Here is a 14,111-nt window from a genome sequence, read left to right as displayed (position 1 = left end):
TGAGCAGGGTGGTAGGCACATGGAGGGAGTGCAACGACTGGCTTGCGCCGGTTGCTGTGCCGTCGCTTCGCGGCGGTATAGCAAACCCTACCCTGTCCCCTCCCCTCCACCAAATCCATCGCCCCTGAGCCCACTGTAGATGCGCCAGGCGCGGTATACAACCGGCGACGCGCCTGCCACTGATCCATATCAAACGGTTCAACACAATCGCGACGCTGATGCAAACCAGGTACGACGCCAATACGACTTCAACGCGACGCAATACAACGCGCCAGCACCGGATTGCGACAAGTGGTAAACACGTGGGCAACACGTGCGCGACATCCGCGCACAGCATGGCGACAACCACGTGATGCCAGCGCGACAAATTGAACCACGTCCACGCCACTTCCATGCATCATGGCGCGACGTCATTGGCGACAGCCTGTCACCATCGGATACTACTTCGCGACGGAGAGGTGAGACACGAACAACTGCCTGGCGACCAGGGTCGCAACCGCATGCGACACCGCCACGACTACTGTGCGCTTCAGGTTCGATGAACGCGGCGACACGTCGGTGATGACAGTGGCAATACGCGTGACACTGATCCGCATCAAGTCGCACAACGCTACTGCCGACAAAATGGAAACTGGTGCGTGACACGGTCCGGCGACCGCGTCTTGCCCGCCTTGGAGGGGAAGGAAATCTCATTGTGGTTATGCACAACATCAAACCGATCGGCCAAATCCGCGATGCGCTCGCCAACCTCCCGGAAAACCCCAGGGAAGCGAAGGTGGCATCGATGTTTGACGCCGTGAGGTTGCTCGCCGACGATATACGCGCGTTGCTCAAAAAGGGATATACCTATACCGAGATCGCGAACGTCCTGGCCGAGCACGGTGTGCAAGTTTCCACCCGCACCTTGCGCACCTATATGGCCCGCATCGGCGGCGGTGGTGCCAAGCGCAAGCGCGCCATGCCAGGAACATTAGGCGTACCAGCCTCCCCGGCAAAAACCAAGGGCGCGGCCGCCGCAACGCCTCCACCAAAGCCCGACGAACGCGGCTTGTCCCGCACTTCGAGCGCCCGATTTTCACCGGCGCCGGACAACGAAGATTTGTGAACGAATCACCCTACCCTAGGAGGAACTATGAACGACATCATCATCATCGGCGGCGGCAAGGGCGGTGTTGGAAAATCGATGGTCAGCATTGGGGTGATCGACATGGTACGCGCGCGTGGCGAAGCGCCTCTGCTCATCGAATCGGACACGTCGAACCCCGACGTGTGGAAGATGTACGAAAAGGAGATGCGCGCCGAGCCCATCGACCTGGACGACGCCAATGGCTGGATCGACTTCATCAACGCCTGCGACGGCTACCGCGACGGCCCCGTGATCGTCAACACGGCCGCGCGGAACAACCGTGGCGTCACCGACCATGCGGCGACGCTACAGGCAGCCCTCGATGAATTGGCGCGCCGGGTGGTTACCCTGTGGGTGATCAACCGCCAGCGCGACAGCCTGGAACTTCTGGGGGAATACATGCGCGACATGCCCGCCTCGCAAATCCACGTGGTGCGCAACAACTACTATGGCGAGCCACACAAGTTCGAACTGTACAACGGATCGAAGCTGCGCACGCAAGTGGAGGAGAAAGGCGGGAAGTCCGTCGACTTTCCCGATCTGGCCGATCGCGTCAGCGATGACCTGTATTCGAAACGTCTGTCGGTGGACAAAGCGGCTAAACAACTCCCGCTCGGCAATCGGGCGGAATTGACGCGGTGGCGCCAGGTCGTCCACGCCACCCTGGGCGGGGTGCTCTATGACTGACGTCGAAAGATCGTTCGAGCGCCTGCTAGGCCGGCAGCCGTCCGACAAGGAGATCCAAAGCTTGTACCGCGTGAAATCGGCGCTCGACCTGGGCGACAACGACGCCATCTGGATCATCCTGCTGGCACTGGAATCGTATGACACCCTGTTCCGGCGCTATCCCGGCATGGTCGGAGCGGAGATCAAGAAGACGGTCGAGGAGCAACGCGTCACCATCGCAGCCATCGCCGATGCCGAGACACGCAAGGCGATCCGCACCCTGTCCGACGCGGTGAACCGGGCCAGCGACGCGGTCGCGCTGCGATTGACGCTGGCGTCGCAAATGCAGGCCTGGGGCTGGCTCACGCTGGGAATGGTGGCGTTCGGCTCATTGTGCCTGTTCGTCGGCTATGCGCTCGGTACCGGCAACATGCCCTGGTGGGCGCCACGCTCGACCGGCTATCACTCGTTGATCATGCTGTGGCTCGCCACTGCGGCGCGCGCTCCGGCGGGCTGGATCGGGGCGATCGCGGGCGTCAGCAGCTCATTGCTTTCGATCTGGCATGCACGTGCCGAACTGAACGGGGGACTGCGTACCGACTTGCTGTTGCGCGCGGTGATCCTGCTGCTCCTCGCCGTCGCCTTCCTGGTGCCGACGCTATAACAGACCACCACTAGCAGCGTGGCGGTGGCAGCGCCGGCATGGTCTCTTGGCCGCTATGCCAGAACCACTCCCGCAGCCCGCTCTCGTCGTCCGGCGACGACGGCGCTTCCTCGTCCGACGGACTATCGCCTGACCGCACGTATAGTGCGACGGGTTCCGCCGTGTCGGACAGCACGGCGCTCGCCAGCGGCCGATCTGCCGGCAGGTTGTAGCGCAGGCACTTTTCGAAGCGGCGGTGTTGAACCACCAAGCGTTCGATCAAGCTTCTCTCCGATGTCGTCTCGAACGGCAGCCAGTGGGAATCGGCCAGCATCAGCGAACATTCCTCGATAGCGGGAACGCCGCTGTCGGCGATGCCGAATGTGGCGCATGCGATCAAATGGGTCTCCGGATACGCGGACCATAAGTCGAGTTCCGGCGCGAAGCGCCGCACCAGCCGGTCCCCGATATCACGCCGCAGGTAGAACGGGCAGTCATGGAGATGCCACGCGACCAGACGCCGGCCAAAACGCGCATCCTCGAGCTTCTTGACTTCAGCGACCAGTATCATCAACCGCCGCGCGCGCCCCGTCCCCGTGCGAGTGCGCTCGAAGAATGCAATCCGGCGGCTGATGATAGCGTCCTTGGCATCGACCGAAAACACCTCGGGCACATAGAGCAGTTCTCCCAAGAGCCCCGCCCGGGCCACCTTATTCTGCGCCCCCATCATGAGGTACTTGCGCACCACAAACCAGTTGCGCTTGCCGTGCATGGCGGGCGACCAGCGGTGCAATCCCGCTTCGCTCCACAGATAGTGCAGCAATCCACGCAAGGAAAGGCGGCCGCCATCGCTGGCGACCTGGCCGGCCTGGCCGCCCGGCGTCGCTTCTCCCGCCGGCGCGGCTGGCCGCCGCTGCGTCATGGTGAATTCGAACCGCAGATGGATGGTGCCATCCTCGTCCGGGAGGCTGCGGATCGCGCCACCGAGCACGTCACCCAGACCGGACAGGGCGGCGGGAGCCTCATAGGAACCACACGACATCGCATGGCGGCTTCCTGTGCCAGGCATGCGTTTGACGATGAATTGGCCACCCACCCTTGCGATGTACATCTCGATCCCTGGCGAACGGCACATGCAGCGGGGACGCGCATGCCGTTCGTACGCGTCGCGGGCCAGGCGCTGAAAATCCGCCCCATTCACTGGGCAATCGCGTTCACCAAAGCGCAGCATCGATTCCATCTCATGTCTCCTCTAGCACCTCCGCAATGGCATTGCGTCGGCCGAACCACGCCATGACAGCGCCGTCGCGCTGCAAGAACGGCCCCCAGGAATCGATGTGAAAGCAGAAGCGCGACTTGGAAATGCCGACACAGGCTTGCGTCCGCGCCTGTTCGATCAGCCGGGCGACGGTATGGCCACCCTTGGGACCGAATCCGAGCGCAATCGAGATCGACGTCAGCGTTGGCTGAGGCAATTGCTCAATGGCACCTAGCACGGCCAACATGCGTCGCAAATCGCCCTTGGGGTAACACACACCGCTCACATCGTCCGTCATACGATTCCTCCACTTGTGCCCGATTGTATTGTCCATTCTATCCAAACGGTCTTGAGCCACCTCAAATAGAGGCGTTTAACGCCTATAAATGCGGCGTTAAACGCCTACACTGAATTCATGGGAACGTGTTTGAGGAGAGCGACATGGACGGCATACACATCGGTACCTGCGCCCCTCATCTGCCACCGGAACCCCAGCAGGCCTTCATTGGTTCCGGCATCATTTTTGACCTGTGCGATGACGAGCAGCGCTGTTCACTGGCGCTGTTACAAGGCATCGTCATCGCGGACATGGTATGCCGGAACCTGTTGGACGGTTCGTCGCTGATCAGCGACCGGGTGATGGCGCCGCGCCAATTCGCCCATCTGCTCGCCAACGCCGGACGGGTGCTCGTATGGCGGGAAGCGGCGTTGTTGCCTGCCCTGGCCAGCCTCATCAACCAGATCAAACGGCGGACGTATTCGGAACCATCGATCAGCCCGCGCCCCTGCACGCAGCGCACCCAAACCAGCGCGGGAAGGCGCTCCATGGTGGAATTCGCTCTCCCCATTCCCGCCACCAGCCGCGCCACCATCGACACCATGCCACGGACACGCCACTGGCCCGGCGACGAGGCGCTGGCGCATGCACCGGACATGTTATCCCGGCAGGAAGTCCCACAGGACCTGATCCGTGTGGGGCGCTGAACACGCCGCTCTTGTTGCCCACGGTTCGGATGCCGAACCGCACCAACCCAATTGGAAACTTCAAGGAGACCACCATGCACCAGCCACCCGAGAAAGTCCTGCAATGGGACGAGGAATCGAAGGCCGACGGCAGCGCACCCCCGGACGCCCATCAAGGCGCTGCGCGCATCGCCGCCAACGATAAGCGCATCATCAACGGTGAAACGGACGTCAACCAGCTGGTACCGTTCAAGTACAAATGGGCCTGGGACAAGTACCTGGCCGGCTGCGCCAACCACTGGATGCCGCAGGAAGTGAACATGCAGCGCGATATCGAGCTGTGGAAGAACCCCAATGGGCTGACGGAAGACGAGCGCCGCCTGGTCAAGCGCAACCTGGGCTTTTTTGTCACGGCCGACTCGCTGGCCGCCAACAACATTGTGCTGGGCACCTACCGCCACATCACGGCCCCCGAGTGCCGCCAGTACCTGCTGCGCCAGGCGTTCGAGGAGGCCATCCACACCCACGCCTACCAGTACATCGTCGAGTCGCTGGGCCTGGACGAGGGCGAGATCTTCAACGCCTACAACGAGATCAAGTCGATCCGCGACAAGGATGCATTCCTGATCCCGTTCATCAACAACCTGACCGACCCCGCGTTCACCACCGGCACCGTGGAAAGCGACCAGATCCTGCTCAAGTCGCTGATCGTGTTCGCCTGCCTGATGGAAGGGCTGTTCTTCTATGTCGGCTTCACCCAGATCCTGGCGCTGGGCCGCCAGAACAAGATGATGGGCGCCGCCGAGCAGTACCAGTACATCCTGCGCGACGAGTCCATGCACTGCAACTTCGGCATCGACCTGATCAACACCATCAAGATGGAAAATCCGGTGCTGTGGACCCCAGCTTTCAAGGAAGAGATCAAGAACCTGTTCCTGAAGGCAGTGGACCTGGAATACGCCTACGCGGAAGACACCATGCCACGCGGCGTGCTGGGCCTGAACGCCCCCATGTTCAAGGACTACCTGCGCTTCATCGCCAACCGCCGCGCGCAGCAGATCGGCCTGGAGCAGCTATTCGACCAGGAAGAGAATCCATTCCCATGGATGAGCGAGATGATCGACTTGAAGAAGGAACGCAACTTCTTCGAGACCCGCGTCACCGAATACCAGAGTGGTGCGGCGCTATGCTGGAATGATGATTGCAAGGCCTGCCAGTAACCCATACCAGGCACTGGTCATCGGTGAAGGACCATCCGCCAAGAACCAAATGGCCGCCTGGCCGTTCCCGCCATCCTTGCCGGACAGCGCCCCCCATTGGCTGAGCGCTGGCGGCCGGCGTACGGCGTGCGGCGTACGGCCGTCGCGCCTACATATTTTTTGTAGTCGGCAACTACAAGGTATCATTGCCAATATACAAACCGGCAAACCGATTCGCCAAAATGGGGAAAGCCATGCAAACGGATAGACCAGTGCATCCAGATTGGATGCATAGCTGCGGATACCCCGCCTTCTACCGCATTTCTGGACACCTCTGGGCTCGCGGCCTATGGCTAGATCAATATGTCACTCCTGCCGCGCATGCCGCCATGGCATGCGCCGCTTATGCGCGCAATGCGTTGGAATCTGTGCCGCCAGACGAGATTGAAGACTATCGGAGCACCGCACGCGGATTGTTGATCGAATTGGGGTGGCTGCCGGTACAACGTGCCCACTTGAGCTTGGTCAGCGCCAACGGGTATGACATCCAACTCATTGAAATTTGCCGGCCATTGGGCGATTGAGCAGCGCTGCTCCGATCGGCGCCGTACGTAGGCTGAAGTTTTGGCTCAGTAGCACTCACCGATATTTTCAGGCCAATACAGCGGCCACGCCCCCGCCACCATCATGGAGACCGCTAGAACCAAAATGACGAATTACGTCGAGTTGCTCTAGCCTGCGGACGAAATTCATACGAAGCCGCAGCACCGGGCAAGGCCATACTTCGACGACATAAATTCGCCCTTGCCCCGTCCCGATTTAGGACACCCTGTCCCGATTCGGGACTATCTTCCCATTGGCGCGACGCCGAAAACGATTCCTCCGACGCTGTGACGTCGTGCGTGGCGCCGCCGGCGCCAGTGCTGGGCAGTTTGCACGTCACCCATTGAATTTGCCGTGACGGACAATGGCCGATACATAAACGGAGTCCGTGAAACAAAGCTAGTACCAATATGCGATGTACAGATAGGTGCAACCGCGCAGACAATGTGTCCACAAAAGCATTGTTCCTCGAATGCGGCATGGGAGCACGTGCGCTCGATGTCTAGACAAGCTGAAACCTTGAGCACCAATGCCACCGGCCAAATCGCGTTTGCTGACTTCGCAAACTGCCTATGCTACAGTTCTATCGACTTGGCTGGTGGAAACAGGCCACGTCATACTGCGAGACGCTAACTGGATTTCTAGAGTTTTGTGGTTGCTGGCCCGCATAAACCGATCCTGCGGTGCCGTCCGGATTGAATGCCGACCCTGGCGCGGCCACGGCGTTGCCTGGGGTATTGGGCGCGGTGACACTGCCGCAACTTTGGTTGGGTTGGCCAGTGTGGGAAGGGGCGGTATTCAGCGCTGGCGCGGTGCGCACGGTATTGGCCGGCGCTGCTTGTGTGATCGTTGGCGTCATGCTGGTGTGTGGTTGGCCAACGTTGGATGGACCCGCCGGGTGGCTTGGGGCCACTGTGGCGGCCGACGCGGCGAATGCCAGCAGGCTGCTGGCGAATAATGCGGTAGCGGTTTTCATGGCGATACTCCCTTGCCAAACATGGCGCTGCATGTGAGATGAATGCGAGTCGCAACCTGCAGCGACGGTGCGGTCACACGGTATATCGCCATTTTTCGCTGATCGGTTCAATTTTCCCGCATGGCCCTTAAGAAGAAGGAAGCGTTGCGGAGACGAGGCTAGACATGATGTTGTGGACAATCAAATCGGTCGACGCTGCTGTGGCATTCAAAAGGAGTCAAGCCGCCTGCACAGGGGTACTCCTTGCCATCACAGTCTTAATCCTGACCAATTGGTACTTTACGCCGGCCCGGCGGCTTGATCGATTGGCGGGCGAGATGCATTACGCGGCATTACAGGAAGCCTCATTCGATGAGATTACGACCCTGATGCACGACCTGCAAGTCAGGACTGGCGGTTCGACAGCCATGACCACATCATGTTCTGCATTGCCTTGCACGGTTACCTTGAGGCAAAGTTACTCCAGCGACGCCGTCTCGAAGGGTGGCAGGCGAACCTGGAACTTTGTGGTAGCCGTGGCGGTCGAACCCTACTCCCCTGCACACGAAGTGGCATTGCTGGCGCCACCGACGATCAAGTGGCGTGCGCTCGATTGGCGATGGACAGTGAGTGTTGATGGTGGAACACCTCAGCCAACAGTGTTTTCCGGCGAACTGGGACAGCTAAATGCAATTTCCATTATTGGTGGCAGCCCTGCCATTGTGGCCCATCTCCGATCCATGGCCGCTGGCATGAACAAACGGCTGCACAGCTAAAACCGTTTTATGGTCGTGGCATACGAAATTGAGGCAGTAGTGGCAGTTCAGTAACACCATGCCGGCTTGACGCGGATGCCATCGGAAAACTCACAATTACGATGCCAAGAATTTTGCTTCAGCGATGAATAATACAGAGTATTAGAAGGATGGCGCTTCATTATGCGGTTGACTGAATCGGAGGCTGAGAAATACCTGTTGGTCAAGCCGCCACCGGGAGCAGCAAGCAAGTCGCCCCGCATGCGTCTAGCGGCGCTGGATGGAAAATTGATGCCGCCGCGACGCGGCATTTAGACGCGTACCGAACTGGCTTGGCTTTCGCGCTGGGCCAGTTCGATTAGAGGTGATTGTAAAAGGAGGAAAACCACGCTGCTGCATGCCGCTCTAGTCCTTGCGCCGACGCGCCGCCACTCCAAGCAGCCCAAGGCCACCAAGCAGCATCAGATAGGCTTCCGGTTCTGGTACTGGATCCACATCAGAGACGAACTGGAACTTGTATTTGTCGCCGTTCGTAGCTACGAATTGCAACACTGTTTGCGGACGGCCCGTTTCATACAAGGTAATGCCGTGAGCCAGCGGAGTTAGCGGCTTGCCATCCACGTCCGAATTAAAAGTCAATTGCAGCGTGCCGCCGTGATGATGTTCATCGTCTTGCTGGAAGCTGAACTGACCAATCGGACCATCGTCCTCCCGGCGTTGCTTATAGCCAACGATACTCATCGTGTCACTCAACGCGCCATTGGCCTCGTAAATATTAAAGCTGACGTTGATATTGTCTTTGAGACCCGCGCCACTCCATAGCCTATACGCACCAGAGTAGAACTCATTCGCCGGCGTGATACTGGAGATTGGGGTATTGCCATGGTTCTTATATGTGTTGCCGGTCAAGGTATCGCTTAGATCGTTCCAGACAAAAACATAAGTGTTGTGTTCGTGCCCATCGTCATCGCCACCGCTGGCCATCGCAGGCACGGCTAGCGCGCCGAGAACGATAGCCAGAGCGGCGGGTACGATCCTGTACACCTTGGCGAAAGAATCACGCATTTTATTCTCCGTATTGTTATTTATTCACAACTCGGGTCTTGCTAGCGCTGGACTTTTGCCCCAGCCTATGAGACGACCATTTTGATAGTTAATTGACCACGTTCATTGTAGTATTGTCCACCTAGGATGGAAGTTCAAGGCAGACCCAGCAATTGAGGCCAATACAGAGGAAGATTCGGGGTTGAAGACGGCGGAGCCGGCAAACAGGCGAAAGTAGCGTACAATCGTAACGGCGATATACCCTCGTGTTTGCAGTAAATTAAGCTCGGTGACAACCGAGCTTTTTTTTGGTTCTTCACGGATTGCTGTGAAGTAGTCCAGAAATGTAGAAAGCGGTGAAGAAAAGTTAGACTTGTTGTGCGACCAACTTGTTCAACTTAACTCACCGCTTTCATGCAGGATAATAATCTCGACCTCCCGTTCTGGGAAGGGTTCTCCATTTGGAATTTTGACCGGCGCAGCGACGGTATCTGGATCTCGCTGGTGCCAACAGTAGGAAGCATCGCTCGCTGCTCGAACTGTGCGCGGGCGTGCTCACAGATACACGGCCGGTATTGGCGCACGGTGCGAGAGATGACCATGGTGGGAGAGCCGGTATGGTTACAGGTGCATTTGCGTCGTGTGCGCTGTCCTGATTGCGGGACGTGCGCCGAACACATCGACTGGCTTGAGCGCCACGCGCGAGTGACGCGCAGGCTGGCGCAATTCGTTGGGCTGTGGTGCGAGAAGCTGCCGGTCGCTCATGTGTGTGAAATGACAGGCCTCCACTGGGAAACCGTACGCAGAATCGAGCGGGCAAAGCTGGCGACACAACTGGCGGCATTGCCTATTGCTGAACCGGTCCGGTTGGTTATGGACGAATTCGCGTTGTTCAAGGGACATCGTTACGCGACGGTGGTGCTCGATGCCGACACACGCCAGGTACTCTGGGTTGGCGAAGGGCGCAGCCGGGAAGCGGTACGCCCCTTCTTCGAGTGGCTCGGCGTTGAACGTTGCCGGCAAATCGAGGCGGTAGCCATGGACATGAATAGCGCCTTCGACCTCGAAGTGCAGCAGCATTGCCCGAGGGCCCGAGTCGTCTATGACCTGTTCCACGTCATTGCCAAGTATGGACGGGAAGTCATTGACCGCGTCCGCGTCGATGAGGCCAATCAGTTAAAGCACGATAAACCAGCACGGCAGAAGGTCAAACGCGGCCGCTGGCTGCTACTGCGTAATCCTGAGAACGTGCCGGAAGATCAGCAGCCCAAGCTGGAAGAGTTACTGGCAGCAAATCAAGCCTTGATGACCACCTACGTCATGAAGGCGAGCTTGAAGGAGTTGTGGCAGCCCCGCACTGCATGGCAGTGGCGGCGCTCCTGGAAAAGTTGGTTGCGGATGGCCGCCCAGGGCACGCTGGAACCGCTGCAGCGCTTCGCTCGCCGGCTACACCCCTACTGGCGCGGCATTCTCGCCCGACTTCGCTGGCCTATGCATACCGGGCAGCTCGAAGGCATCAACAATCGCATCAAAGTGATGAAACGAATGGCATACGGTTATCGCGACTCTGAATTCTTCTTCCTGAAGATCAAAGCCGCGTTTCCCGGAAATCCGTGAAGAACCTTTTTTTTCATCGCGACATCTCGTCGCGCGCGAAGATGCTTGGGGCCGTACGTCGCCCCCCCAGGCATTACGAACAAACTGGAAACGAGCCCGCCCCTGCTATAGGGACGGGCTCGCATGTTCATGTGGTGCGCATCGGTTCCGGCAGCCAGCGCGCCGTTTCGACGGCCCGTTCCGCCGCACCAGCCGCTTCACCCTTGCGCATTTTCTCAAGCGGCACGGCCGCACCAGCCGACACGGCTTCCGTGACGACCTTCATCATGCGCTCCTTCGAGACATGGTTGAAATAGCTATCCGCCGTTGGCCGCCACCATTTCACCATGTCCAGCTTGACGAGTCTGGCGACGGCGACAAAGTCTGGCGACTCCGCTTCGCGGTCCTGCGTCCCGTCCAGTGACATGGCCACACAAAAGGCCAACCACTCCAGCAGTTCCGCCTGCGACCGACCGGCCAGCCAGCACAGCAGCCCCCCCACTTCCTCCGCGTACTGGAGGCGGGCCAGCAGTTCCAGACGCCGTTCGTTCACCGCCAGCGCGGCGCTGCTCTGCTTCGCCGCTTGGGTCAACACCGCGCTTCTGACGCCGATCTTGGCCAAGGTGCCCCGACTGCCCTGCTCCATCAAGACCGATTGCGCCAAGGTGTAAGTCAGGTAGGCCAGCGCCGCCTGTCCCTGCATCATCATTTCCGCCTGCAGGGCCACCGTGCGGTGCGCCGTCAACTCCGCGGTCAGGCGGTCGGAATGTACCTGCCGAATCCGTTTGCTCTGCTCCTTGCCGGCGACGGTGGCATGGTTGGCGATCTTGCCCTTGTCCGCTGGCCGTATCATGTCGCGCTCGACGACCGGCTTGCCATCGGCGTTCAGGCGCAGCACGACACCGGCTAGCGCCAAGTCCGCCTCGTGCGGCACCAGCTTGCGGGTGGCGTAGATGGCCTCGCGCTGACGCTCCAGTCCATCCAGCTCGCCCGCCAAGCGCTCCTCCAGGGAGGCGTCCTGCTCCGCCTCGTCGCTGTCGAGCCGCGCCGTTACCGCCGCGATCCGCCCATCCAGCACATCGACCTGTCCCTGCTGTTCGTCGCTCAGTTTGCTGAAGCTGCGGCGCACGCGCGGATATGTCATCAAATCGGCCGCATCGGCGCGCGGCAGCGTTTCGACCCACGCGGCCCCCGCCTTGAGCAACTTCGCACGCTGGCGCTCGAACTTCTCGTTGGCGAGCCGCTCCAGCAGCGCGACATCATCGATATAGCCTGTCGCCCGGTCACTGAACAGGTCGCGGGTGACCGTGCCACCGGCCCGCTCATAGGCGGCGAGACCGACGTAGCGAGCCACGCGATCCGTCATGAAGTTGACCTTCTGCGCGGTCAGCATACGGCGCAAATCGTGGGGCGAGCGGCGATATTCGCCTAGGCCATCCCACGCCTGCTCCTGCGCCGCGTGGTCGTCCGTGATCGCCAAGGCCATCATCTGTTCGAAACTCGCCTTGTCATCACGGTACAGCTGCAGCAGCCGTGGCGCGACGTTGGCCAGTCTCAGGCGGCGTTTCACTGTCAGGATATCGAGGTTGTACAGCAACGCCACGTCCTCGATGGATCGGCCACGCCCGACCATGTCCTGCATGGCCTCGAACAGGTCGGCCGGATGCATGTCTTGGCGTCCGAGGTTCTCGGTCACGCTGATTTCAATGGCCTCGTACTCGGACACGATCAGCACCGGGATGCTGTAATCGTCCGGCAGACAGCCAGCCTCGATCAGCAGGCCGATGGCCAGCAAGCGCCGGCCGCCCGCGATGATCTCGATGATGCCCGTTTCGACACCGGCGATGATCTGCCGGAAGCCGATCAGGTTTTGCAGCAAGCCTTGGGTACGGATCAATCCCATCAATTCCGTGACATCCGTTTGCTTGCGGCGGACGTTAAGCTTGCTGCGTACCAGCTGGGGAAAAGTGGCGAGGCACAGCGTGGCATGGTGCTGGGCTTCCGCGACAGCGGCGCACAGCGCACTTAACGGTGGCGCATCGGCGATGCGCGGCATGGCATGTATGGCATTCATGTTGGCTCCGATCATTTGAGGATTTTCCCGGCACAAGGGGCCGGGCCACGGCCCGTCAAGCGAGGGACGGCGCGACGGGCCCCGCGCGCCGTCCTGCAGCGCTAGTCGAGCGCCGCGTAGATCGACGCGGCGTCCGCGCGCTGCCGGATATAGGCCGTCAAGCGCTCGTAGGCACGCGCGAACGGCGCGCCATGGGCGTCGAACGACAGCTCGCTATAGGCATATGCGGTGGCGATCAGGCCGGCCGTATCGGCGCTGACGTCGCGCTCGAAGTAGTTGTCGCAGCACAGGTGGAACACCTGTTCGCTGGCCGGGGCCATGTAGAAGCCACCGTTGGACAAGGTGTAGAAATCCCAGTAGCCGCCGTCATAGCTTGCGCATATCTCGCCCATGACGCCGTACACCGTCGGCTCCAGCAGCGGAAAGCGCGCCCCGCCCACGCGCGGCAGGCACAGCATGCGTTCCTGTTCGTCCGTCACCTTGCGCGCGACGATCCCCGCACCGCTGCCGGCCGCGCACAGTTGCAAAACATTCGAGTCTTCCATTCCAGCCTCCTATCGGTTGTCGAATAACAAGAGGTTCAACATTCATCCTCTCATTCGGACTTCCTCGCTCCCGCCGGGGCGGGCGGGGGGTGGCGAATGCCCTGCCCTCACGGGCAGGGTTGGGATGGGTGGGGTGCAAGGCAGCGCGCATACGGGCCGCTGCTTCTAGCCCGTTTCGCGGTTTATCCCCCCACAAGTCCCCCTCGCCCGACCCGGGGGGCTTGTGGGGGGATTTGCGAAACGGGCGGGCGGCCCGTGCTGCCTGGTGGAGTGGCCTGTGGCTGGCGCGGCCGGCTTCATAGCGCAAGCGGCGGCTCAAGGGGTGTGCCAGCAGGGTTGGCTGGCACACCCCTTGAAAGCGCCAGCCACCACTTTGCCGCGCAGCGGCGTCGCGGCGCACCGCGCAGCGCCCTCCCTCACTTCCGCCGTCAAGCGTTGCGCGCAGCGCATCGCGCGCCTTGCGGGGATCAGCCCAGCGGCCAAGGGGTTGCCGCACATCGTGCGGCTGCCCCTTGATGAGCGACCTCGTCCACTCGCGGCCGCAGGCCGCGCACTTCCCTGGCAAGCGCAGCGCGCAGCGCCGACGGCGCGCAGGCGTCAGGGATGGAAGCCCGCAGGGGCGAGACACGGCTTCATGTGGCTCGACGCGCAGCGCGACAGCCCGGCCCGCAGGGGACGCGCAAA

Annotated in this window: 13 protein-coding genes; 7 read left to right on the top strand and 6 right to left on the bottom strand. The window is 60.6% G+C overall.

Translation table 11 applies throughout. The features are described from left to right. The first annotated feature begins 700 nt into the window (after positions 1-700). Genes H3H39_RS09230 through H3H39_RS09220 form a run of 3 tightly spaced genes read left to right on the top strand, consistent with a single transcriptional unit; the run spans position 701 to position 2,456 of the window. Complete coding sequence (locus H3H39_RS09230) at positions 701-1,105, top strand: hypothetical protein (protein ID WP_182153038.1); 405 nt, start codon at positions 701-703, stop codon at positions 1,103-1,105. 27 nt (positions 1,106-1,132) lie between these two features. Then, entirely contained in the window at positions 1,133-1,813 is a 681-nt protein-coding gene (locus tag H3H39_RS09225; protein WP_182153037.1) for a protein mobD, read from the top strand. Then, a complete protein-coding gene (locus H3H39_RS09220; RefSeq protein ID WP_182153036.1) occupies positions 1,806-2,456 on the top strand; it encodes a hypothetical protein in 651 nt (216 codons plus the stop codon). Before H3H39_RS09225 ends, H3H39_RS09220 begins: the two co-directional genes overlap by 8 nt. 10 nt (positions 2,457-2,466) lie before the next feature. Here H3H39_RS09220 and H3H39_RS09215 read toward each other — a convergent pair whose 3' ends face one another. Both H3H39_RS09215 and H3H39_RS09210 read right to left on the bottom strand, forming a co-directional pair. Continuing rightward, complete coding sequence (locus H3H39_RS09215) at positions 2,467-3,675, bottom strand: DUF1173 family protein (protein WP_182153035.1); 1,209 nt, start codon at positions 3,673-3,675, stop codon at positions 2,467-2,469. Position 3,676: 1 nt separating this feature from the next. After that, the gene (locus tag H3H39_RS09210) at positions 3,677-3,991 is read right to left on the bottom strand and encodes a hypothetical protein (RefSeq protein WP_182153034.1); all 315 of its coding nucleotides are present in this window, start codon (positions 3,989-3,991) and stop codon (positions 3,677-3,679) included. Positions 3,992-4,134: 143 nt separating this feature from the next. On the opposite strand from H3H39_RS09210, the gene H3H39_RS09205 reads away from it, so the two are divergent. Next, the gene (locus tag H3H39_RS09205; RefSeq protein WP_182153033.1) at positions 4,135-4,677 is read left to right on the top strand and encodes a hypothetical protein; all 543 of its coding nucleotides are present in this window, start codon (positions 4,135-4,137) and stop codon (positions 4,675-4,677) included. Positions 4,678-4,751: 74 nt separating this feature from the next. Further along, positions 4,752-5,876, top strand: coding sequence for a ribonucleotide-diphosphate reductase subunit beta (locus tag H3H39_RS09200; RefSeq protein ID WP_182153032.1), 1,125 nt, complete (start codon positions 4,752-4,754; stop codon positions 5,874-5,876). A gap of 1,165 nt (positions 5,877-7,041) precedes the next feature. Here H3H39_RS09200 and H3H39_RS09195 read toward each other — a convergent pair. Then, positions 7,042-7,434, bottom strand: coding sequence for a hypothetical protein (locus H3H39_RS09195; protein ID WP_220461470.1), 393 nt, complete (start codon positions 7,432-7,434; stop codon positions 7,042-7,044). Positions 7,435-7,598: 164 nt separating this feature from the next. On the opposite strand from H3H39_RS09195, the gene H3H39_RS09190 reads away from it, so the two are divergent. Next, positions 7,599-8,189 carry a hypothetical protein gene (locus tag H3H39_RS09190; RefSeq protein ID WP_182153031.1) on the top strand — a complete coding sequence of 197 codons (591 nt, stop codon included), beginning with the start codon at positions 7,599-7,601 and terminating at the stop codon, positions 8,187-8,189. A 384-nt stretch (positions 8,190-8,573) separates the two neighbouring features. Here H3H39_RS09190 and H3H39_RS27825 read toward each other — a convergent pair whose 3' ends face one another. Then, entirely contained in the window at positions 8,574-9,233 is a 660-nt protein-coding gene (locus tag H3H39_RS27825; RefSeq protein WP_229217936.1) for a PEP-CTERM sorting domain-containing protein, read from the bottom strand. A 393-nt stretch (positions 9,234-9,626) separates the two neighbouring features. Here H3H39_RS27825 and H3H39_RS09180 point away from each other — a divergent pair, with 393 nt between their 5' ends. Next, positions 9,627-10,829, top strand: a complete 1,203-nt coding sequence (locus H3H39_RS09180; RefSeq protein ID WP_182153030.1) for an ISL3 family transposase — start codon at positions 9,627-9,629, stop codon at positions 10,827-10,829. A gap of 127 nt (positions 10,830-10,956) precedes the next feature. On the opposite strand, the gene H3H39_RS09175 is transcribed toward H3H39_RS09180, so the two are convergent. Beyond that, entirely contained in the window at positions 10,957-12,882 is a 1,926-nt protein-coding gene (locus H3H39_RS09175) for a ParB/RepB/Spo0J family partition protein (RefSeq protein WP_182153029.1), read from the bottom strand. Between the two features lie 101 nt (positions 12,883-12,983). Continuing rightward, positions 12,984-13,427, bottom strand: a complete 444-nt coding sequence (locus tag H3H39_RS09170; RefSeq protein WP_182153028.1) for an antirestriction protein — start codon at positions 13,425-13,427, stop codon at positions 12,984-12,986. Between the last annotated feature and the right edge of the window lie 684 nt (positions 13,428-14,111).

This window comes from Rugamonas apoptosis (assembly GCF_014042355.1).
GTDB lineage: Bacteria > Pseudomonadota > Gammaproteobacteria > Burkholderiales > Burkholderiaceae_D > Rugamonas > Rugamonas apoptosis.
Note: the sequence above shows the minus strand (reverse complement) of the source record. Positions and strands in the feature narration are given on the sequence as shown.